Here is a 20844-nt window from a genome sequence, read left to right on the forward strand (position 1 = left end):
GCCCGGCGGGTTTACGCCATTAATTTTTGAGTCTTATTTACTCAGGTAAAAAACAGTCAGCAGTTGAAAAGCGGCCAGGCAAAATTCTGCCCCAACGCGCAACTTTATTCATTGCGATGATTATTAACTCGCGGCGGCGTTCATCGAAATATTCAAAAGGCTTTCCGATTTCCTCCGGTTTGAATGTCTTGGGATTATCACGATTAGCCAAGGTCATTACGCAGAACTTAAATTCATCATTCTGGTTGTTGAAATAACGCAGTGCCGGGTTTGCGTTGTTATCACGCATCTGACGCCACTTTTTGCGAAATTCATCAAACGTCATTGGCTGAAGCTTATCAACACGTGCACCCATCAAATGAATTTTGGAAAAACTGGCGGCTTCGTGTTGTTTCGGTACTTCCCATAAAACTCGCGGCATATTAACCACCGATAAGTTTACGCAAGCGGATTAACAATCCGGCGCGTTTTGATGTTAGATCACGTAGCAGAGATTTCTGGTCAGCACATGGATGCCAGCGCTTGCCGTTCTCGCCCATAATCCAGCCGTTGCCATATGACATAGACGGGCTTTGGCGCTTGAGGTGGGCTGCAAATGAAATCATCGCGCGCCTCTCAGTTCTAACCAACTGAAGCGCTTAGGCCGCTGATCGCATCAACGGTAGACGCCAAAGTGGGGTTTGAATGAATGCGGCTCTGGACTGCAATTGCGGCCAGCATCAGGCAGCGAATGCCAGTATTGGCCGCTTCGACAACACCACGGCGGCAGGTGGCTGTGATTTTCTCAGCGCTTGCCGCTTTAGCTGCCAACCTGCCAACCTCGGCAGTTGCTTTCAGCACGTATGCTGAATACTTCTCGCCTGCTAGTTCATTCACCGGCACACATGGAAGACATTGCAGTTGTGCTAACGCTCCATCTATTAACGTCGCGTCTTCTGTCAGATCAGTCAGCAGAAGCATTTCGGCCACAGTAAGTTGATGCACTTGATCGGGATTCAACTTATTACGTAAAGCCTGAACTTTCATATCGGCTTGCTGAGCCAGCTCTGTCATGTTGTGCGTAAGAGCGAACTTGCGGCAGGCTTCGTCAAAGTGGCTGTGGGTGGAAACCTTAAAATCAAACATGATTAGTCCTTGTCTAATATCTAAGATTTATTACGCATTAAGCGAAATATCACATTCGCTCAGCGCTTGGATTGTTAGTGCGGCCATGTTGATTTCGATTAAGGCTTTTTTCTGAGTTCCCTTAGGTTTAATGGGCAACTTTCCGTATTCAATCAGGTTTTTAGCTGTTTCGTACTTTGTGCCAGTGCGTCGGCAGTATTCATCTAGCGGGAGATAAGGCTCAGGGATGACGATTGTAATGCTAGGTCGCATGATGCAAACTCCATTAGGTTTACCGATAGGTCAATATCGGTCAATGTAGGTCAATATGTTCACTTAAGCTAACGAGATGGAGACTATACCTCCATAAATGGAGAGTCAAGCTACATGAGTTCACATCTAAATTTTTCTTTCCCGTCTTCAAGCGCTGAAGCCCTCGACAGAGTTGTCGAAGCCTACGGATTCAACTTAAAAGTTGAACTCGCAGAACACCTTGGCATAGCTTCCAGCAGCCTGTCTTCGCGCTATAAACGTGAGGTTTTTCCAGCTGATATCGTTCTACAGTGTTCGATAGAAACCGGTGCCAACATTGATTGGTTAATTTCAGGAAAAGGTGAGAGCTTTGGAAAAAGCGCACCAGTGGGCAGTAGCATAGATAGACTAAAGCTAATTGATGGCCGACTTGAGGATGCAGGCAGTCTAATTTTTGATTTTTCTTTGCTTAATGATGATGTGGCTAGCGACCAAAATTTGGTTAGTGTTAAAGATAAAGACGTGAACTACATAGTCGCGCGTAGATTGGATGAGATTCAGGATGGGCACTGGTTAGTGGAAATCGAAGGAAAAGTCGGTTTTCGCTCCCTTACGCGAATCCCTATTAGAAAATTACGCGTAGGCTCTGGTGAAACAAGCTTTGAATGCGGAATTGATGACATCAAAGCAATTGGTAAAGTCGTTCTGACAATAAGTTGATATGACGGTACGAAAACTCCCCACAGGCCAATGGGTCGCTGACTTCTACTCTGTTAACCGGAGTGATGGAAAGGAAGGAAAGCGAGTCCGAAAAAAATTCGCCACCAAAGGCGAAGCTTTGGCATTTGAAAATTACACTCTTCAAACGATAGAGGACTCACCTTGGCTCGGTGATGGAAAAGATCGCCGCCGCTTAGCTGATTTGGTTCATTTGTGGTTTGACCGACACGGCATCACATTGTCTGATGGTGAAAAGCGCAAAAGCACTATGCTATGGGCTGCCGAGTGTATGGGCTCTCCTTTAGCTACAGAATTCAGTGCGCCACTATTTACTGCTTACAGAGCAAAGCGCCTTAAAGGGGAGTTTGCTCGTACCAAGCGTATTGCTCAAGTATCTCCTCGTACCATGAATCTTGAACACGCCTACTTTCTGGCCGTTTTTAATGAGCTTAAAAGGCTGGGTGAATGGTCTCCACCCAACCCACTCGAAAACGTGCGCCAATTTCGCATTGATGAAAGTGAGATGTCTTATCTGACTGATGAGCAGATAGATCGACTATTGGAAGAATGTCGAAACAGCAGCGCTAAAGATTTAGAAGCGATTGTGAAAGTGTGTTTATCCACCGGTGCGCGCTGGGGTGAGGCTGAGACTCTGAAACGCTCGCAGATCACGCCGGGTAAAATTACCTTCATTAAAACCAAAGGTAAACGTAACAGAACCATACCCGTTGACTCAGCCCTGCTTGAACAGTTACCAAAGAAAACAGGCGCAATTTTCACACCTTGTTACTACGCCTTCCGAAATGCTCTGGAGCGCGCTGAAATTGAATTACCACCTGGACAACTGACGCATGTTTTACGCCATACCTTCGCCAGCCATTTTATGATGAATGGCGGCAATATTCTCGTGCTGCAGAAAATCCTCGGACACACCGACATAAAAATGACAATGCGCTACGCTCACTTCGCTCCAAACCACTTGGAAGAGGCGATCAACTTAAACCCATTAAAGTGTCGCAAAAGTGTCGCATGAAGTTAGGATTATTGACCTATATTGCCCGATATTGATTTTATAACCTATTGATTATTATCTAAGTCATTGATTATCGGTTGGCTGTTATGGTTCTCATAATCGCTTGGTCGCTGGTTCAAACCCAGCAGGGGCCACCAAATTTAGCGAATAAATTCATATAATTAAGCCACCTCTCTCAAGATGGCTTTTTTCTTCTTCATTCAAAGTGGCGATTAAATGGCGTCACGTTTGCCAAAAGACTAATCACGCTCCAACTCACTCACCTGCCATCTTACCGAACTCACCCCTTTCTCCAGGCTAATACGGCTCACCAGGCTTTCAAGCTGATCGGTTAATGATGGATTGCAAATCACCTCGGCATTCACTTCCATGCGATGCGGCGGATCCATGTCTTCACTGTGCAGTGATTGCAGGCGTAAGCCGCTGCCGCCGAGCGTGTGCAGCATCAAGCTGCGAACCTGAACTTCATCCTGCGCGAGGCAGATGATTTGTACTTTGTAGTGTTGTATCGCTTCGGCGGCTGAGACGATGGTTTGACGGTTGATCCCCAAAGCCAGTTCACGCAGCAGAATGTTCGCGCACAGAATGACCATACAGCCGATTGTTGCCTCCAGCAGCAATCCCATGCTGCACAGCACGCCAATGGCGGCGGTGCACCACAAGGTGGCGGCGGTATTTAATCCGCGGATGTTTAAGCCATCACGCATGATCACGCCTCCGCCGAGAAAACCGATACCGGATACCACATAGGCTGCAACGCGCGACGCATCGGTGGCGATACCCGGCACGCTTTGTGTCATCAGAACGAAGAGACAAGCGCCGGTGCTGACCAGCGCATTGGTGCGCAATCCGGTCATGCGTTGACGTAACTGGCGCTCACTACCAATCAGAGCCCCCAAAACCAGCGCGACTGTGACGCGCAGTAAAAAGATTTTCCAATCCATGATAGACCTCACTCCGCAGCTCTTTATTTGCGGAACAACAGGTTAAAAAATGGATTACAGACAGTGCGAATACCGCTGGGAATCAGCTGCATTGTGCTTATGAAAAGGGGTGATTCTGGAAGGAAATCCACCGTCTTAACGCGCAGTTAAGACAGCGTGAAAGCTATCTTACCGCGAGGTCCTGCTGTAATCGTGTGGGACAAGTGTCCAATGCCGCTCTCCTCTTGGGTAAAAATTCGCCGCGATTCTAAAGTGGTTTGCGCCGCGTTGCCAACTCAAAAAGCGCGTTCGTTTACGTTGGGTTAAGGACAAGAAACCCGCCGAAGCGGGTTTATGTGCCAGTTTACCGTCCGGTCGTTAACCAACGACTTAGCGTGCCGGAGTTAGCATATCCGCTGATAATGGCGGCATAGCTATCAAAACGGTTGCTGACTTCACTGACCTGGTTGTTGTACAGATCGCTTTCTGCGCTCAATACGTCCAGCAATGAACGGCGGCCTAAGTGATACCACTGATCAAAGAAGTCCTTGCGAATACGGTCGGATTCCACAATCAGGTTTTTGTACAGCACGGCGCGTTCCGCTGTTGAGTGTGCATTCTGGCTGGCAGCGCGTACACGGTTTTCCAGATCGCGGCGCTGCTCCTGCACCTGCTGACGGCTCGCTTCGGCACGCTTAATCGCCGCAATTTCCTGTGCATTGGTTGAACCGCCGCGGAATAAGCCCCAGCTCACGTTGAGGCCGGTTTGCCATGCCTGCTGGCGCCCGAGCTGATCTTCACGGGTGTTTTTGCTAACTGTCCAGTTGAGCTTTGGCAGACCAGAAGCTTTGATCGCCTCCGCCTCTTTGAAGGCCGCTCGCTCTTCGGCGCTGGCGCGCAAGATCAATGGATGCACGTCAAGGCTAGTCAGTTGGCGATTTAAATCGCCAAAGGAAAGTGCCCACTTATCGCTGGCTGGTAAAGTCACGCGGCTGTTGCCCATCAGGCGATTCAGGGTGATTTCTACATCACGTGCGCGCGATTCGGCGTTTTCCAGATAGCTTTGCGCTTGCAGCAAGCGCCCTTTTGCCTGCGTCAGTTCACTGCGACGTCCGGTATCTGACTGAACAATGCCGCTGAGCATTTTAGTCAGTTCTGCCATACGCCCCAGATATTGTTTGCTGATGGCAATGACATGCTGCTGTTTATTCCACTCAATCAATGCATTACTTACCTGCATCGCCAAATCTTCACGCTGTGCCTGCACTGATTGCAGCGCAGAAGTCACACGCTCTTCACGACTTTCAATGGTGCGACTGGTTTGGCCAAAGTCGATAAGGTTGGTCGCCACTGAAACACCTAATGATGGCGTATTCCCCTGGTATTCATAATTCTTCGTGCCACTACCAAACTCTTTGGTGGCGGACGCGGCGCTGACATCAACCTGCGGCCAGCGCTGGCCTTTTGCTTCATCTACGCTGGCTTCAGCCGCATCACCCTGAGCGATGTAGGACTTCAGCGAGGGGCTAATACGCCAGGTAATGCGCGCCGCTGAGAGAAACTTTTGACGAATTTCACTCTCGGCAACCGTTTCATTAGCCCCACCGCTCAGCGTCACCGGGGAAGTCACTGCAGCATCGGCTGAAGGCGTGCTTACAAAATTGATATTTGCCTGTGGGCTTTCCACTGGAGCATAAGTTGAGGTTTGCGCAGGTTGCGGCTGACTCACGTTCCGCGCCGGTTGCAGCGGATTGAACGGCTTTGGCTCGGGACGACGCTGTTCCTCAGTCAGGAAACCGCCACCCTGAATTTCAGCCGGCTGGCTCGGGTTGGCGCTGATCGTTGCCGCACGTTCGACGGCCTTAAGCTGTTGCGGAGCTTCAGCTATCGCAGCCGGTGCGATTGGCGCAGCTGACGGCTGAACCGGCTGAGTAATAGCGGCCGCAGGTATCTGCCTTTCAGCGAAGATCGGCTGCTGCGCTGGCGTAGTGATAACTGGTCGCGCAACGTTTACAGCAGGTGCCGGTGGAGCAGACGCTGGTGCCACAGGAACCGGCAAAGGCTGAGTTCGCACCGGCGCTGGAGCCGGAGCCACTGGACGTTGACCACTCATTTCCGCAAACATCATCAACTCACTGGTGGAATCAGCCATTACGTTGACAGCAGGTGCCATCACCACCGCAACACAAACGGCAAGCAGAGAGAAATGACGCGCCTGTGCATGGCGCATCTTGTTATTATTTTTCATGATTATTAACGCTCGCGGAATGCTTCTTTGGCTTTCAGGACCGGCTTCAGCAGGTAATCGAGAATGGTTTTCTCACCCGTGCGCACCTCGACGGTGGCGATCATGCCGGGAATGATTGGCAGATCTTTGTTACCCGCGTGCAGCGTGCTCTTATCCGTCAGGATGAGTACGCGATAGTAGGTATCATCCGGGCGTCCACTGGCCGCTTTTTGATCGTCTTTCAACGTGTCCGGACTGATGTACTCCACGTGCCCATCAAGTCCGCCGTAAATAGCAAAGTCATAGGCAGTGATTTTCACCTTCGCAGGCAAACCAGGACGCAGGAAGGCGACATCCGACGGACGGATTTTCCCTTCCACCAGCAACTGCTCTTCCAGAGGAACGATTTCGAGGATGTGCTCACCAGGCTGAATAACCCCGCCAATGGTATTCACGCGCACGTTCTTCACCGTACCGCGCACCGGCGCCACAATCGTGGTGCGATCAACGATATCGGCACGACCAATAAGGTTCTCGCTCACCTGGCTTAGTTCTAATTCCAGGCGGCCCAGCTCGGTGTGAGCATCAGATTGATAGCGGTTACGGCGTTCGACGATTTGCGCCTGGATGTCATTTGCCTGACGCTGCATGCGCAGTAGTTCGACTTCCGACAACAGACCTTTGGCCGCTAATGGCTCAGCCAGATGAATCTCACGCATCGAAAGTGCGTAACTACGTTGCAATGAGTTAATGCTGTCACTTAACGCACGTTTACGCGATTCATAGGCTTTGGTTTCCTGCGCCACCACAGCTGGATCGCTCTTCACCTGCTCATCAAACGCCAGTGGTAGTGAATAGGCTTCAGCACGAAGGCGCGCAATACTCCCCTTCAGACCCACCACTTTGCTCAGGACTTCGCGATAGCTGGATTGCGCGCGCGTCGGGTCAATTTTCAGCAGCACATCACCGCGATCCACCACCGTACCTTCACGCACATTCATTTCCGCCAGAATGCCGCCCTCCAGGCTTTGAATGACCTGTTCACGACTGCGTGAAATGACCTTGCCATCGCCTTTGGTGATCTCTTCCACCCGCGCGTAGTTGGCCCACGTAATGCCCACGCCTAACACTGCAATGATGATCCACATCACCAGCTTGGAACCGGGCGTGGTTTGTGACAACAGAGAAGCCTGCACGTCATTCATAAATTCGGCATCAGCGGCGGACATCCCTTTCGCGCTCTTACGCCATGGCATTAACTTGCTCATACTGCAGCCTCCTCTGCTGCTGCTTCCGCTGGCATTGGCACCGCCGAAGCATCGTTAGCGGGAGCTGGCTCACGTACCGCCGGTTCAACCGCCTGACGCGGTTGTTGGCGCGCTTTATTTTTTCCTTCCAGCGCCGCCAGAACCTGCTCTTTAGGACCGTCCGCGACCACTTTTCCTTCTTCCACTACGATGATGCGATCAACCAGCGCCAGAATGGATGGGCGATGCGTCACGACAATTAACGTATGTCCTTCACTGGCACGACGTAAGTGCGCGAGGAACTGATTTTCCGTCATGCTATCCATGGCGCTGGTTGGCTCATCCATCAGCAGTACTTTGGGACGCGTTAACAGTGTTCTCGCCAGAGAAACCAACTGGCGCTGACCGCCGGACAAGCCTTCACCGCCCTCGCCGACCGTTAAATTGATCCCGCTTGGATGACGTGCGGCGACATGATCCAAACCGGTGAGATTCAGCACGCGCAGCAGCTCATTAGCGGTAGCGTCTGGACGCCCAATCATGACGTTCTCGCGCAGCGTGCCGTAGAACAGGCGCGCATCCTGCCCGACAAAGCCAACAGCCTTGCGCCAGTCCGCAGGATCAATCTGGTTTACATCCAGACCATCGGCTGAAAGCTGGCCCTTCACCGGCTGGTAGAGACGCGCCATCACACGTAATAAGGTGGATTTACCGCTACCGATGCGGCCGAGAATCGCTATGCGTTCTCCAGCTTTGATGCTCAACGAGATATCTTTGAGAATCTCCGGGTTCGGCTTCATTGGTGGTGCTGGATAGGAGAAGTTGACGTTGGTCAGCGTGATCTCGCCACTCAGCGGAGGATCGGTGAGATAGGTTTTGCTGCTATCACGATCGACAGGCATCTCCATCAGCTTGTTAAGTGAGGTTAATGCTGCTTTTGCCTGCTGATAACGTACCGCCAGACCAATAACCTGATCGAGTGGGCCGGTGGCGCGGCTGGCTAACATCACGGTGGCGATCATCGCACCCATGGTAAAGGTGCCTTCGTTGATCAGATAAACACCGGCAACCACCAACATCACCGTTTGGAACTGCTGCAGGAACGTCACCACGCCGGTTGCCAGCGTTGAGTAACGTTTGGATTTCATTGAGTTAGCCGATTGCAGTGCGCTGAAGTTTTCCCAGCGGCGCTGCATGTGCGCTTCGCCGCCAACTGCTTTCAGCGTTTCCATTCCTTCAACCGACTCGATCAGCACGCCTTGTTTCAGTGAAGCGTCACGCAAATTCTCTTTCATGATACGTGCCAGTGGCCACTGGATCGCCGCACTGACGATGATGATCAGCGGGATCATCATGAGTGGAATGATCGCCAGCGGACCGCTGATAAAGAAGATCACGCCGACAAACATCAGAATGAAGGGCAGATCGGAAATCGCCGCCAGCGTGGCGGACGCCACGAAGTCACGCACCGATTCATACTCACGAATCTGGTTGGCGAAGGTACCGGAGGAAGCCGGTTTATGCTCCATCTGGATGGAAAGCGCCTGGCGGAACAGCATACTGCCGAGCACTAAATCGGCTTTTTTACCGGCCATATCCAGCAGATGCGCACGTACAAAACGGGTGACGGCTTCGAAGATCATCGCAATGGTGACGCCAATCGCCAACGACCACAGCGTCACGAAGGCCTGGTTCGGTACCACGCGGTCATAAACGTTCATGGTAAAGAAGATGCTGGAAAGACCGAGGACGTTGATCAATACCGCTGCGATTGCGGCACTGCGGTAATAACGGCGATAACGCCACAATGTGCTAAATAGCCAGTGGCCCTTAACTTCCGGCAGCATTTCACTGGCGCGCTCATCAATGATCGCCGTGGGCTTCGTCATAACAGCAAAGCCGGCGTAGATCTCATTGAGTTCTGCCTGGCTCATCTCGACTGCGGCCGCGCTGACTTCTGGCATCACCAGTTGGAAGCGCAACTCGCGTTGGTTCTCCTCATTGGTATGAATACGCCGTGACAGAACAATGCAACCGCCGCCCTCTTTGCGCAGCAGAATCATCGGCATTAACTGTTCTGGAAGATCCTGTAGACGACGCTCGACCATGCCGCCTGTGATACCGGCATTCTCTAGCGCTGTCATGGCTTGTGATGGGGAGAGCAATGTCGCTTTTGGCAACCCTGCCACCAGCGCTTCTTCACTTTTCTCGCGTTTGTAGTGTTTGCAGATCCAAGCCACGCTTTTTAATAACGTGTCATCTACCGTGGTTTCAATACGAGCAACAGAACGCGCATCCTGCTCCACAGCATCCTGCTTCTGGTCGACCATTTCCCGACTCCTGTAAACCTGACAAAAAACGGTGAGCACATTGCCCACCGTTGCACCTGTTTGAATTGGGAAAATTCTGACAGAAGGCAGGTTTTCAGCCGTCCAAGACTTGTCTCAAACGGTTATGAATAATTGTTTAAACTCGTGACTAAGGGCGCTGAGAGGGGCTGTTTTGCGCGGCGTTACGTAGGAAAAAGCAAGGCTGTTGATGGCTGTCCTGGGCGTGTTATCTTACTGGCTCGCTTTATCGCAATCGGACAAATAGCAATGGTAAAACAGCGCGTAGGGATCGTGTTTGGCGGCAAATCAGCCGAGCATGAAGTGTCGTTACAATCAGCCAAAAACATCCTCGAAGCCATCGATAAGAGCAAGTATGACGTGGTGTTACTGGGGATCGATAAACAGGGTGAATGGCATCTCAATGATGCATCAGGATTCTTGCTCAACGCTGAGAATCCGAAGCTGATTGCCCTTAATCGTTCAGGTGAAAATGTCGCGCTAGTACCGGGAAGTTCGTCCCAGCAGCTGATTACCCGTCAGCAGGCGCAGCCGTTGTCACAGCTGGATGTCATTTTCCCCATCGTGCACGGCACGCTGGGTGAAGATGGTTCGCTACAGGGCTTATTACGCATGGCGAATCTGCCGTTTGTCGGCTCTGACGTGCTCGGTTCTGCGGTCAGCATGGACAAAGATTTCACCAAGCGCCTGCTGCGTGATGCCGGGCTGAACGTCGCCCCCTGGCTGAGCGTGACGCAGGCACAGCGCGCGAGTATTAATGCTGAGGCCGTGATTGCCCGCTTTGGTCTGCCGCTGTTTATCAAACCGGCTAATCAGGGATCGTCAGTCGGCGTGAGCAAAGTGGACAGCGCTGAGGCATTCGATGCTGCGCTGGATCTGGCCTTTACGTTTGACCGCAAAGTCTTAATCGAGCAAGGGATCAAGGGACGCGAGATTGAGTGTGCGGTGCTCGGCAACGATGCACCAGAAGCCAGCCCATGTGGCGAAGTGGTAGTCCATGATGCCTTCTACTCCTACGACACCAAATATATCAGCGAAAGCGGCGCGCAAGTGGTGGTGCCAGCAGCGATCAGCGATGAAGCCAGCGAGGCAATTCGTCAGGTGGCGATTACCGCGTTTCAGGCGCTGGAGTGTTTTGGTATGGCGCGTGTGGACGTGTTCCTGACGGAGAGCGGCGAGATCATTGTCAATGAAGTGAATACCTTGCCCGGCTTCACCAACATCAGCATGTATCCGAAGTTATGGCAGGCAGCGGGCTTGAGCTACAGCGATCTGATTACCCGTCTGATTGAGCTGGCACAGCAGCGCCATCAGCAGACCAGCCAACTGAAAAGCAGCGTGTAAAAAAGCGGACGTGGCTCAGGCCACGTCATTCATCATGCTTCGCGGCTCCATCGCCGGTGAGGTTTGATTACGGCCATTACGTTTGGAGAGATAGAGATTCTTATCCGCCGCTGACACTAAACGATTAATTACACCAGGCCATTCACGTTCGCTCTGCGCACTGCCGCGCGCCAGACCTAAACTGGCGGTGACCGTTACCGTGTTGCCCTGAATCCAGAACTTCTCTTTAACCATCGCCTGGCGCACTGTCTCAGCAAGTTGATAGAGCTGGCTATGGCTACAATCGAACATCACCATCACAAACTCTTCGCCACCGAATCGACATACCATGCCACGATTACCGACCACGCGCTGAATGCGCCGCGCAATCTCTTCCAATACGCAATCACCGGCATCGTGGCCGAAATTGTCGTTAATAGCCTTGAAATAGTCGACATCGAGCATCACTACGCCCGCTTCCCGCTGTAACGAAAAAGGTTCATTTCTCAGACTTTCATACAGACCGGAACGGGACAGCAATTGGGTGAGGAAATCAAAATTAGCGCGCAGAGCAAGGCGATGATTCAGCTGGCGGATGGCATCCATGCTCACCGCCACCAGCAATGGGCTGAGCGCGACGGTAGCAACGCCGAGGCGTGCGGAGGTGAGATGGCTAATCGGCAGCAGCGCATCGTCACCCTGAATGTTCATGACGCCGTGCGACACCAGCACAATCTCGGAGATACCGGTTATCAGGATCACCAAACTGGTCAACGGAATCGGCAACACGATAGCGCACCAGATCAGCGCAGGAACCGGGAACGTAAGGCTGCCTGCCCCGCCAATCAATGCTCCAACGATCAGCGACAAGATGACCGCTGCCAGCGGCAGCAGTTTGCCGGGATGCAGCAAGGTGCGCGGTGAGACCGTGCGCAGCGGGCGCGCCAGCATCACCGGCAGCAACATCAGCGAAGTGGAGAATTGTTCGCTAAACCAATCGCCCCACGCCACGATAAAGCGCGCATTGAAATCAATATCCTGAGCCCATGCGCCCCAGGTCGCACACGCCGCCGCGCCAAGAAAACAGGCGGGAAATATGCGCATCGCATTGAATACCTGACTGTTAGCGGAAGGACGCTGCAGATGTTTGATCAGCATGCTGACCGCGACGAGGATAAACAGAATATTGGCAAAATTGACGGTAAACGCCGGTAGCGCCCAGCCGGAAAATACCGTGTCGTTAAAAACCATCGCACTGAAACACACCAGATAACTGGAGGTGGTGTGCAAAAACGGATTCCGCACTATCAGTCCCGCCACCAGCGCATTCACCGGCCAGAACAGAGAGAACTCTTCGGGGATGCGTAAATGGCTGCCGATAAAGCAGAAAAACAGCGTAATGAAGAACAGCGTGAGAGCATTCTTTTTAAAATTATTCTCTTCAAACAGCATAACGCGCATACGTCTGAACCCTGTAACCTGGAAAGTGCCGCCATCAGCCATAGGCATCAGCAAGCATTAAACCGGAAATAACCGTGCGATGATTCGGTAATTAAGCAAGTGTTCGTCATCCTACTCTGCGGCTGGGCGGCGCTCAACCTGCCATAAACAGCAGCATCGGGCCAAATGGCATTGTGGAAACGCCAGAGACAAAGGATAAAACTTGCGGCAATTATGCCCTGTAAAGAAAAAAATCGGCTATCCGAGATATCCGATTTTTCGTTTTAAAACCGCTATTCCAGCGCAGACTTATTGCTATTTCACCGCAACAGGCCACTGACTCAGACGAATGCCACGTTCACGCGCGTTTTCACCAAAGTCTTTTAGCACCGCTTTAACGTCGGGATCCATATACTCTGCATTATCGTTATCCACAACGACCACGCTGTTTTCCGGAATCTCCGCCAGCAATCCCTGCAGTTTTGGATTGTGCATAAAGGTCAGATTCTGCTGGAGGCGTAAAACGTAGTGATCGTCATGACGCGTGAGCTGCAAGGCGTTGCGGTGGCTTTTATAGATGCTGTAGAGGATTTGGGTGGCGATGCCAATTCCGATGCCGGCCAGCATGCCAAACACAATAATCCCGACGATGGTGGCAAGGAATGGCACATATTGCTGCGGCCCCATACGTATCTGCTCAATGAACAGGCGCGGTGTAGCTAGCTTATAGCCGGTATAAAGTAGTACCGCCGCGAGGCTGGCAAGAGGAATCGCGTTAAGCAGATTACTGAACCACAAGCCGCAGATTAACAGCAGCACACCATGAATCAGAATCGACAGCTTGGTTTGCGCGCCAACGCTCACGTTCACCGAACTGCGCACGATCACCGCGGTAATCGGCATTGCGCCCAGGAAACCGGCGGTCAGGTTACCAATGCCCTGCGCAAACATCTCTTTGTTGGGAGAAGGAGCGGGATTTTGCGGACGCAGTTTCTTCAGCGCTTCCTGGCTGAGCAGGGTTTCAAGGCTCGCGACCAGCGCCAGCGTTATCGCCACCATCCACACCGCAGGGTTCTGCCACGCTTGCCAGTCTGGTGTTTCCAGCTCAGCCACCAGCGCCGACATGCTATCAAACGCAGGCAGCGTAATGCGCGGTAAACCTTCGGACAGCGTCGGGAACAGACGATCGCCAAACACCGTGGCAGCACAGCCCACCAGCACCGCCACCAGCGGGCCGGGCATCCAGCTCAGCGCTTTAACCGATTTAATCAGCGGCGTGGTCCACAGCCAGAGAATGACTAATCCCACACCAGCGACCAGCATCGCACTGCGCGAGAATTGAAATTCTCCGTTAATCAGCGAAAGCAATTCGACATCTCCCGCTGCACCGAATGCCACCGGAATTTGCTGCATAATCAGCAGAATACCGATCGCAGCCAGCATGCCTTTAATCACGCTGCTCGGCACCAGCGCGATAAAGCGTCCGGCACGCAGTAAGCCAAACAGGCACTGCAACACACCCGCCAGAATCAGCGCGGTGAGAAAGGCGGAAAAACTGCCTAGCGTGGCGATCGATGCGACCACAATCGTCACCAATCCCGCCGCCGGGCCGCTGACGGCAAAGCGCGAAGGGCTCAGCGCAGTAACCAGCAAACCGCCAATCACACCGGTTAGCAGACCAGCAAAGGGTGGCAATCCACTCGCCTGCGCGATGCCAAGACAGAGCGGCAGCGCGACCAGAAACACCACCAAACCAGCCGGAAAATCCTGACGAAGCGTGCTTAAATTCATGGCGTTGATTCCTCTGCAGATTGCTGAATGAACCGCGCGCGGCGCTGCAAAGCCAGACTGCGATTTATCGCTAATAAGGGTTTCAGGGGCGTCACAATAATCTTCTCTCAACGTTTATAAATATCGCTTTCAGGAAAATAGCGACGTCATTAAACGCTGCTATGGAGAACAATTGAGGATGAAAGCAGAACTTCCTCACAGAAATTGTTTATAGACGCTTAAGCATAGTGTTGCATCAGGAATATTTCTGACGTCGACAAAATGCGTCTTTTTGTAAACAAAACTTCAATAAACGTATGAATTTGGTAAGTTTATGCAAGCAGGCAAGCATTGGACGTGATTGATAAAAATCATTATTAACAGTCCAATAAGAGAATCTTTAAATATAATATTCGTCATGCAATTACAAAAATATACACGTAATAACGCTGTGCCTTTCAAGTGGCGATAAGAATTAAACCTTTTGAGCTGGGAAAATTCCTAATTATAAAACTTATGATTAGCGTGATTCACTGCCATTGCGCCAGCAAGGCAATATAATTCACTGTTCATTCTCCATAAATAAAGCAAGAGATCAGGAAAACCGTGAGGTGAATAATAGTTACGCAGGAGTGTAAATATAACTGGACCTGAAGAGGGCATGAATGCGCCTGCCTAAGCAGACGCTTTTTCACCTGACGAATTATTTACCGTTCCACGCTTTCATACGCGCTTCACGCACCTGCAATTGCTGTTCAGGCGTTAGTTTGTTGTAGTCTTCTGCCATGCCACTTTCCCAGTCGCCATACAGCGGGTTCGGTAGCACGATGAATTGAGTGCCAAAACGCTGATGGTTGAGGCTCACGAACTGCTGACGCTGCGCATTTCCCTGATGCCAGGTTGAACCGCCAAAGTCATTCAGGTTGTCGCCCACATACAGCACCACGTTGTAACCAGCGTTTTTCACCGCATCGAAGCGCTCTTGCTTGTTGGAATTGCCGGTGCTCAGGCGCACCGTTTTCTCGCTCACGCCGCTGAAGCCCAACTTATTCAGGTTCTCCACCGTTGCGGCATAGTCTTTTTGATCGCGGTTGGAGATATAGAACATAGTGCCGCCGTGGCTGTTGACGTAGTTGGCAAACTCCACTGCGCCCGGCACGGCGGTTGCCTGACGCGCCTGCGTCCACGCTGACCAGGTTTTACCCGAGAAGGGCTGGCCATTTTTTGCCTGCCACGCGCTGTAGGCGCTGTTATCGATCATCGTTTCATCTAAATCGACGATAACCGCTTTCGGTTTACCCGCCAGCGATGGCGCCTGATCAAAAGCCATGCGCGCGCTGTTAAACGCCTGCCAGCTTAATGCCTGATATTCGCCGGATTGCTGGAACCAGTTCACTGCCAGTACCGATTGCTGGCCGAGCTGCTGCTGAGCCTGCTGTTTGGCAGGTTGCGCGCAACCGGTCAACGCCAACGCCATTAAGCCGGACGCTGCCAGCAATGTGGTTTTCTTCATCATTTCATCCTTAAGTGATTAGGGTCAATTTTTGTAAAGCTTTAAAAATGTAGCAGTTAACGTAAGCTGTGGGCAGCAGAAAGCAGCCGTTTGGTGAGAGGAGACACTTATGGCACAGCACCCACACAGCGGTCCACGATCAAGACTATTGGATGATTTTTCCTGGCTGGAATACGCGTTTCAGCCGGCGGGCCAGCCTGTTCCAGCCAATGCCGCTTACGGCCAACAGCGTCACAGCGCCAATGTGCTGCTGGCTAATCAAAACATCCCGCCTAAGCGTTGCGAATCAGATGGTTTGATTGGCGAAGATCATCTGCCGGTCGCGGTGTATACCGCCGATTGTCTGCCGGTGTTATTTGCCGATCCGCAACAACGGCAAGTGGCGGCGGTGCACGCCGGATTAAAAGGCACGCTCGGCGGCGTGTTGAACAACGCGATTGATCGTCTGCTGGAACGCGGCGCTAGCCGTGCAACGCTGCGTGTGGTCATCGGTCCGGCGATCGGGCCGTGCTGCTATGAGCTGGGTAACGATCTGGTGACACAGATGCAGGATCGTCACGATCTTCCGCCGTTACCCTATTCCACTCAGCAGCCGCATAACGCACAAGCGATCCGTCCGCAGGCGCGGGCCCAGCAAAATGGAATCTGGTTTGATTTGCCTAATCTGGCGCGGCGCTTGTTGTTACAGCGGGGAATGATAGCGGAACATATTGAAGTGCTGAACGTCTGTACTTATTGCATGGCGGAATCGGGTTCCAGCTATCGCTACAACACCCATTTTGACAGCGGCTATCAATCCCGTTTCTCGTGGATCCGCACGCGTGGTTGAGGGCTTCACATCCTTGTGAAGCCTTGTCGATCAGTGAATTATTGCGTTGAGCGCCAGTACGCCGGCTAAACCGAGAATCGAGATCAGCGTTTCCATCACCGTCCAGGTTTTCAGGGTTTCCACCACACTCAGGTTGAAGTAGCCTTTGAACAGCCAGAAGCCGGGATCGTTAACGTGTGAAGCGATCACGCTGCCGGAACCCACCGCCAGCACCATTAAGGCCGGATCGGCGTGCGTGGCGGCGATAATCGGCGTCACAATACCGGCGGTGGTGATGGCGGCCACCGTGGCGGAACCCAACGCCACGCGCAGCATCGCTGCAACCGTCCAGCACATCAGCAGCGGTGACAGTGACGAGCCCTTCATCATATCGGCGATGTAGTTACCCACGCCGCTGTCCACCAGCACCTGTTTGAACGCACCGCCGCCAGCGATGATAAAGATGATCATGGCGATGGCGGCAATCGATTCGCCGCACATATCCATCACTTCTTCCATCTTACGGCCATTGCGCAGCCCCAATGTCAGCACTGCGATGACCACCGCGATAAACAGCGCTACCGCCGGATTGCCGATGAATTCGAAGAACTGACGCAGCGCATTCTCTTTCGGCGTGGTCAATTCGAAGACGGCGGCAATCGCCATCAGCACCACGGGAATGACGGCGGCAAAGATACTGATACCAAAGCCCGGCATCTCCTCTTCGGTGAAAATTTTTGGGTTATACAGCCCTTCTGGCGGTGACTTCTCAAAGCTTTTAAGAAACTTAGAGAAAACCGGCCCGGCAATAATCACCGTTGGAATGGTGATGATCATGCCGTAGAGCAACGTTGTACCGAGATTGGCGCCAAAGATGGTGGCAATCGCCGTTGGGCCTGGATGCGGCGGCAGGAAGCAGTGTGTGACCGAGAGCGCGGCCACCATCGGCACGCCGACATACAGCAGCGGCAAACCGGCAGCCGCCACGATAGTGAACACCAGCGGCAGCAGCAGTACGAAGCCAACTTCATAGAACATCGCCAGGCCGACGATCAGTCCGGTCACCACCAGCGCCCATTGCAGCCGCTCTTTACCAAACGCGGCGATCAACGTGGTGGCCACCCGTTGTGCGGCACCGGTATCGGAAACCAGCCGCCCCAGCATGGCGCCGAAGCCGAGGATCATCGCTAATCCGCCTAACGTGGAGCCGATACCTTTCTGGATCGACGCCATCACGTTCAGCGGCGTCATGCCTTCGGCAATACCGACCACCGCCGAGACAAACACCAACGCAATGAAGCCATTGACCTTAAATACAATCATCAACACCAGCAGCAGTATCACACCCAGCACAATGATGGTTATTGGCATTTTTTATTATCCTTAGGAATACAGAGGGGTGATTAAGGTTTAGGCGCGGCCCGACGATAACGCCAGCCGCGCACAGGCATCACACGGCGACGCGCATGCCACCGTCAACGAACAGTAGATGCCCGTTAACGAAGTTCGACGCACCTGAAGCGAGGAACACCGCCGCGCCAATCAGCTCTTCCGGCTTGCCCCAGCGTGCGGCTGGCGTGCGCTTGGTGAGCCAGCCGGTAAAAGCAGGATCATCAGCCAATGCTTGTGTCATCTCAGTAACGAAATAGCCCGGCGCAATGGCATTGACCTGAATATTGTGGCGCGCCAGCTCCACGCACATGCCGCGCGTTAGCATGGTCACCGCGCCTTTGGAGGCAGCGTAAGGCGTGATAGTGTCACGCCCTAATTCGCTCTGCATCGAACCAATATTGATGATTTTACCCTGCTGACGCTCAACCATTTTTTTCGCCACGGTTTGCGAAACCAGGAATACGGCAGTCTGGTTTACCGCAATGACGTCATTCCAGTCCTGCTCCGGGAATTCCAGGAAAGGTCGGCGGCGCTGAATGCCGGCATTATTTACCAGCACATCAATCGCGCCCCACTCCGCTTCAATCTCATCCACCGCCTGCTTCACCTGCGCCGATTGGGTGACATCAAACGCTTTGGCATGTGCACGGAATCCGAGCTCGCGCAATTGGGTTGCAGCTTTCTCTGCGCCTTCGTGCGTGGTGGCGTTGACGATCACTTCGGCACCGGCTTCCGCTAAGCCGCGCGCCAGCAGGAATCCAATGCCACGCGCCGAACCGGTTAACAGCACACGCTTGCCTTCGAGGGAAAATAACTGGCTCATCACTGCTCCTTAGAAAGTTAACTGAACTTTAGCGGCACGGGTTTTATCGCCGGCAAACTGCAGCGCGGCATCAATATCCTGCAAGGCGAACTCGCCGCTGAACAGCGGCAACGGATTTACCACGCCAGTAGCCAGCCATTCGACGGCGGTGTTGAATTCATGGGTAAAGCGGAATGAGCCGACCAGATTAATCTCTTTGGCAATCAGCGCCATGATCGGGAAGTTTGGGATGGTGCCGCCCATACCAACCTGCACCAGCGTGCCTTTGGCGCACACCACATCAAGGCAGCGCTGCAGCGAAGAAGGATGACCAGAGGCTTCAAACGCCACATCGAAATAGCCTTTGTCGGCGAGGTATGGCGCGAAATCGCCCTCTGCGGCATGAATCACGTCGGTTGCGCCCATCTGCTGCGCCATCTCCAGTGAACGCTCGCTGATATCGCTGCACACAATGGAGGCAGCGCCGCGCGCTTTTGCTGCCGCCGCAATCAGGCAGCCAATTGGCCCCACGCCCGAGATAAACACGTGCTTGCCGGTGAGATCGCCCGCCTGCTGCGTGGCGTGAATGCAAACGGCCAGCGGCTCAGCAAATACCATGACTGTTTCATCAGCATCCTGCGGGAATGGCACGCATTGCGCGCTATTTACCACTTTATATTGAGTGAAACCGCCATCAACGTGCGGCACATACATGGCGCTGCCGAAGAAGCGCATAGTGGTGCACTGGTTTTCCTGATCGCGCTGGCAATATTTGCACGTACCGCAAGGCTTGGAGGGATTAACCGCGACTTTTTGCTCAGGTTTGAGATTCGGGTTATCGCTCTCGACCACGTAGCCGATCACTTCATGCCCAAGGATCATCGGCATTTTGATCTCAAAACTGCCGACCTTACCTTCCTGATAGTAATGCAGGTCAGAGCCACAAATGCCGCCACGCGTAATGCGCACCAGCGTACCTTTGCCGTCCCATTTCACCTGCTGCTGCGCAACGCTGACTTGTTTTTTTCCGGTGATCACGCCGGATTGCGTATCGATATTCATAACGTCCCCATAAGTGCTGTCGCAATGGGGGTCATCAGACCGGGTTATGCAGCTTTAAACTGTGACAAAGATCACCTTAAAACATGTTACGAGAAGGTGTTACCTGGAACGTGAAGCATGTGATGTAGAAAGGAAAAAAGGCGGCCGTAATTGGCCGCCGCAGAACAGAATTAATAGCCTGACATCAGGTCGTGGCTGTATTTGAACAGCTCAGAATCGGAGCGCAAACCGAGTTTTTTCAGCGCAGATTGTTTCTGTCCGCTCACGGTTTTACGACTGCGTTTAAACTTCACGGCAATTTGCGACACGCTCAAACCGTCGAGGAAACAACGTACCACTTCCACTTCGCGCGGACTGAGGGTTTTCACCTTCTCATACATGTTGCCTTTGCTGCTGAAATCGAGGCTATCATCCAGTGACTCTTCGCTCATTACATAGAGATTCTCCACTTCGTAAGCGACTTCTTTGGACAAGAACAAACGTCCCTGCGCCACCTGACGAATCGCATGCGTAATTTCCTGCATGTTGTGGCTTTTACCAATAAAACCTTTCACACCCGCGCTGAGCACCATTTTGACGATGGCGGGACTTTCCATTGAAGATGAGATGAGAATTTTTTGCTGCGGATAGTGATTACGCAATTGTTTCACCAACGCCAAACCATCCAGTTCACGCTCACCCAGCAGGAAATCCAGAACCAGCACATCAACCACAGTACTTCTTAGCTGATTAAATAATTCATTACTTGAAGCCCAGGTTCCCACCAAATGAATATCGGGCTCATGTTTTAAACACAACTCGAAAACGGTACGGACCATTGGGTGATCATCAAGGACAGCAACACGCACTTGTTTATTGTGTGCATATACCATTTATATAT

Annotated in this window: 19 protein-coding genes; 4 read left to right on the forward strand and 15 right to left on the reverse strand. The window is 52.5% G+C overall.

Features of this window, described 5'->3' with window-relative positions:
- Positions 1-37: 37 nt before the first annotated feature.
- The 4 genes from ACXIZX_RS16530 to ACXIZX_RS16545 form a co-directional block, all read right to left on the reverse strand.
- Positions 38-355 carry a hypothetical protein gene (locus ACXIZX_RS16530; protein ID WP_240632915.1) on the reverse strand — a complete coding sequence of 106 codons (318 nt, stop codon included), beginning with the start codon at positions 353-355 and terminating at the stop codon, positions 38-40.
- Positions 356-422: 67 nt separating this feature from the next.
- Complete coding sequence (locus ACXIZX_RS16535) at positions 423-605, reverse strand: phage filamentation protein Fil family protein (protein ID WP_101762941.1); 183 nt, start codon at positions 603-605, stop codon at positions 423-425.
- A gap of 16 nt (positions 606-621) precedes the next feature.
- A complete protein-coding gene (locus ACXIZX_RS16540) occupies positions 622-1125 on the reverse strand; it encodes a phage regulatory CII family protein (protein WP_479404593.1) in 504 nt (167 codons plus the stop codon).
- Between the two features lie 30 nt (positions 1126-1155).
- Positions 1156-1377, reverse strand: coding sequence for a regulator (locus tag ACXIZX_RS16545; protein WP_101762939.1), 222 nt, complete (start codon positions 1375-1377; stop codon positions 1156-1158).
- Between the two features lie 114 nt (positions 1378-1491).
- Between ACXIZX_RS16545 and ACXIZX_RS16550 the strand changes: the two genes are divergently transcribed.
- Positions 1492-2076 (forward strand): phage repressor protein CI, encoded by a 585-nt coding sequence (locus tag ACXIZX_RS16550; protein WP_101762938.1) that lies wholly within the window; start codon positions 1492-1494, stop codon positions 2074-2076.
- 1 nt (position 2077) lies between these two features.
- Positions 2078-3109, forward strand: coding sequence for a phage integrase (locus tag ACXIZX_RS16555; protein WP_222211294.1), 1032 nt, complete (start codon positions 2078-2080; stop codon positions 3107-3109).
- Positions 3110-3348: 239 nt separating this feature from the next.
- Here the strand turns inward: ACXIZX_RS16555 and ACXIZX_RS16560 are convergent, their stop codons facing one another.
- From ACXIZX_RS16560 to ACXIZX_RS16575, 4 genes are all read right to left on the reverse strand, one after another.
- On the reverse strand, positions 3349-4053 hold the full coding sequence (locus ACXIZX_RS16560) for an MgtC/SapB family protein (RefSeq protein WP_061720373.1): 705 nt from the start codon (positions 4051-4053) through the stop codon (positions 3349-3351).
- Positions 4054-4396: 343 nt separating this feature from the next.
- Complete coding sequence (locus ACXIZX_RS16565) at positions 4397-6280, reverse strand: TolC family protein (RefSeq protein ID WP_479404594.1); 1884 nt, start codon at positions 6278-6280, stop codon at positions 4397-4399.
- A gap of 5 nt (positions 6281-6285) precedes the next feature.
- On the reverse strand, positions 6286-7527 hold the full coding sequence (locus tag ACXIZX_RS16570) for an HlyD family type I secretion periplasmic adaptor subunit (protein ID WP_008103450.1): 1242 nt from the start codon (positions 7525-7527) through the stop codon (positions 6286-6288).
- Entirely contained in the window at positions 7524-9836 is a 2313-nt protein-coding gene (locus ACXIZX_RS16575; RefSeq protein WP_479404595.1) for a type I secretion system permease/ATPase, read from the reverse strand. The genes ACXIZX_RS16570 and ACXIZX_RS16575 overlap by 4 nt, the downstream gene beginning before the upstream one ends.
- Positions 9837-10103: 267 nt before the next feature.
- Here ACXIZX_RS16575 and ddlA point away from each other — a divergent pair, with 267 nt between their 5' ends.
- A complete protein-coding gene (gene ddlA / locus ACXIZX_RS16580) occupies positions 10104-11198 on the forward strand; it encodes a D-alanine--D-alanine ligase (protein ID WP_061720375.1) in 1095 nt (364 codons plus the stop codon).
- Positions 11199-11213: 15 nt separating this feature from the next.
- Here the strand turns inward: ddlA and ACXIZX_RS16585 are convergent, their stop codons facing one another.
- From ACXIZX_RS16585 to ACXIZX_RS16595, 3 genes are all read right to left on the reverse strand, one after another.
- On the reverse strand, positions 11214-12638 hold the full coding sequence (locus ACXIZX_RS16585) for a GGDEF domain-containing protein (RefSeq protein ID WP_479404596.1): 1425 nt from the start codon (positions 12636-12638) through the stop codon (positions 11214-11216).
- A 294-nt stretch (positions 12639-12932) separates the two neighbouring features.
- A complete protein-coding gene (locus tag ACXIZX_RS16590; RefSeq protein ID WP_479404597.1) occupies positions 12933-14408 on the reverse strand; it encodes a SulP family inorganic anion transporter in 1476 nt (491 codons plus the stop codon).
- Between the two features lie 682 nt (positions 14409-15090).
- On the reverse strand, positions 15091-15900 hold the full coding sequence (locus ACXIZX_RS16595; RefSeq protein ID WP_479404889.1) for a 5'-nucleotidase, lipoprotein e(P4) family: 810 nt from the start codon (positions 15898-15900) through the stop codon (positions 15091-15093).
- Between the two features lie 109 nt (positions 15901-16009).
- Between ACXIZX_RS16595 and ACXIZX_RS16600 the strand changes: the two genes are divergently transcribed.
- Positions 16010-16729 (forward strand): purine nucleoside phosphorylase YfiH/LACC1 family protein, encoded by a 720-nt coding sequence (locus tag ACXIZX_RS16600; RefSeq protein ID WP_479404598.1) that lies wholly within the window; start codon positions 16010-16012, stop codon positions 16727-16729.
- A gap of 30 nt (positions 16730-16759) precedes the next feature.
- On the opposite strand, the gene ACXIZX_RS16605 is transcribed toward ACXIZX_RS16600, so the two are convergent.
- The 4 genes from ACXIZX_RS16605 to ACXIZX_RS16620 all read right to left on the reverse strand — a co-directional run bounded on the left by ACXIZX_RS16605 (position 16760) and on the right by ACXIZX_RS16620 (position 20836).
- Positions 16760-18079, reverse strand: a complete 1320-nt coding sequence (locus ACXIZX_RS16605) for a gluconate:H+ symporter (protein ID WP_008103467.1) — start codon at positions 18077-18079, stop codon at positions 16760-16762.
- A 79-nt stretch (positions 18080-18158) separates the two neighbouring features.
- A complete protein-coding gene (idnO, locus tag ACXIZX_RS16610) occupies positions 18159-18923 on the reverse strand; it encodes a gluconate 5-dehydrogenase (protein WP_061720380.1) in 765 nt (254 codons plus the stop codon).
- Between the two features lie 9 nt (positions 18924-18932).
- A complete protein-coding gene (gene idnD, locus ACXIZX_RS16615) occupies positions 18933-19964 on the reverse strand; it encodes an L-idonate 5-dehydrogenase (RefSeq protein WP_479404599.1) in 1032 nt (343 codons plus the stop codon).
- 170 nt (positions 19965-20134) lie between these two features.
- Complete coding sequence (locus ACXIZX_RS16620) at positions 20135-20836, reverse strand: response regulator (protein WP_008103473.1); 702 nt, start codon at positions 20834-20836, stop codon at positions 20135-20137.
- Between the last annotated feature and the right edge of the window lie 8 nt (positions 20837-20844).

The sequence above is a fragment of the Candidatus Pantoea symbiotica genome (assembly GCF_056491525.1).

Bases quoted from the DNA above. Each gene is read 5' to 3' on its own strand.
- ACXIZX_RS16530 (WP_240632915.1), bottom strand. From the start codon at position 355: ATGGGTGCACGTGTTGATAAGCTTCAGCCAATGACGTTTGATGAATTT.
- ACXIZX_RS16535 (WP_101762941.1), bottom strand. From the start codon at position 605: ATGATTTCATTTGCAGCCCACCTCAAGCGCCAAAGCCCGTCTATGTCA.
- ACXIZX_RS16540 (WP_479404593.1), bottom strand. From the start codon at position 1,125: ATGTTTGATTTTAAGGTTTCCACCCACAGCCACTTTGACGAAGCCTGC.
- ACXIZX_RS16545 (WP_101762939.1), bottom strand. From the start codon at position 1,377: ATGCGACCTAGCATTACAATCGTCATCCCTGAGCCTTATCTCCCGCTA.
- ACXIZX_RS16550 (WP_101762938.1), top strand. From the start codon at position 1,492: ATGAGTTCACATCTAAATTTTTCTTTCCCGTCTTCAAGCGCTGAAGCC.
- ACXIZX_RS16555 (WP_222211294.1), top strand. From the start codon at position 2,078: ATGACGGTACGAAAACTCCCCACAGGCCAATGGGTCGCTGACTTCTAC.
- ACXIZX_RS16560 (WP_061720373.1), bottom strand. From the start codon at position 4,053: ATGGATTGGAAAATCTTTTTACTGCGCGTCACAGTCGCGCTGGTTTTG.
- ACXIZX_RS16565 (WP_479404594.1), bottom strand. From the start codon at position 6,280: ATGAAAAATAATAACAAGATGCGCCATGCACAGGCGCGTCATTTCTCT.
- ACXIZX_RS16570 (WP_008103450.1), bottom strand. From the start codon at position 7,527: ATGAGCAAGTTAATGCCATGGCGTAAGAGCGCGAAAGGGATGTCCGCC.
- ACXIZX_RS16575 (WP_479404595.1), bottom strand. From the start codon at position 9,836: ATGGTCGACCAGAAGCAGGATGCTGTGGAGCAGGATGCGCGTTCTGTT.
- ddlA (WP_061720375.1), top strand. From the start codon at position 10,104: ATGGTAAAACAGCGCGTAGGGATCGTGTTTGGCGGCAAATCAGCCGAG.
- ACXIZX_RS16585 (WP_479404596.1), bottom strand. From the start codon at position 12,638: ATGCGCGTTATGCTGTTTGAAGAGAATAATTTTAAAAAGAATGCTCTC.
- ACXIZX_RS16590 (WP_479404597.1), bottom strand. From the start codon at position 14,408: ATGAATTTAAGCACGCTTCGTCAGGATTTTCCGGCTGGTTTGGTGGTG.
- ACXIZX_RS16595 (WP_479404889.1), bottom strand. From the start codon at position 15,900: ATGAAGAAAACCACATTGCTGGCAGCGTCCGGCTTAATGGCGTTGGCG.
- ACXIZX_RS16600 (WP_479404598.1), top strand. From the start codon at position 16,010: ATGGCACAGCACCCACACAGCGGTCCACGATCAAGACTATTGGATGAT.
- ACXIZX_RS16605 (WP_008103467.1), bottom strand. From the start codon at position 18,079: ATGCCAATAACCATCATTGTGCTGGGTGTGATACTGCTGCTGGTGTTG.
- idnO (WP_061720380.1), bottom strand. From the start codon at position 18,923: ATGAGCCAGTTATTTTCCCTCGAAGGCAAGCGTGTGCTGTTAACCGGT.
- idnD (WP_479404599.1), bottom strand. From the start codon at position 19,964: ATGAATATCGATACGCAATCCGGCGTGATCACCGGAAAAAAACAAGTC.
- ACXIZX_RS16620 (WP_008103473.1), bottom strand. From the start codon at position 20,836: ATGGTATATGCACACAATAAACAAGTGCGTGTTGCTGTCCTTGATGAT.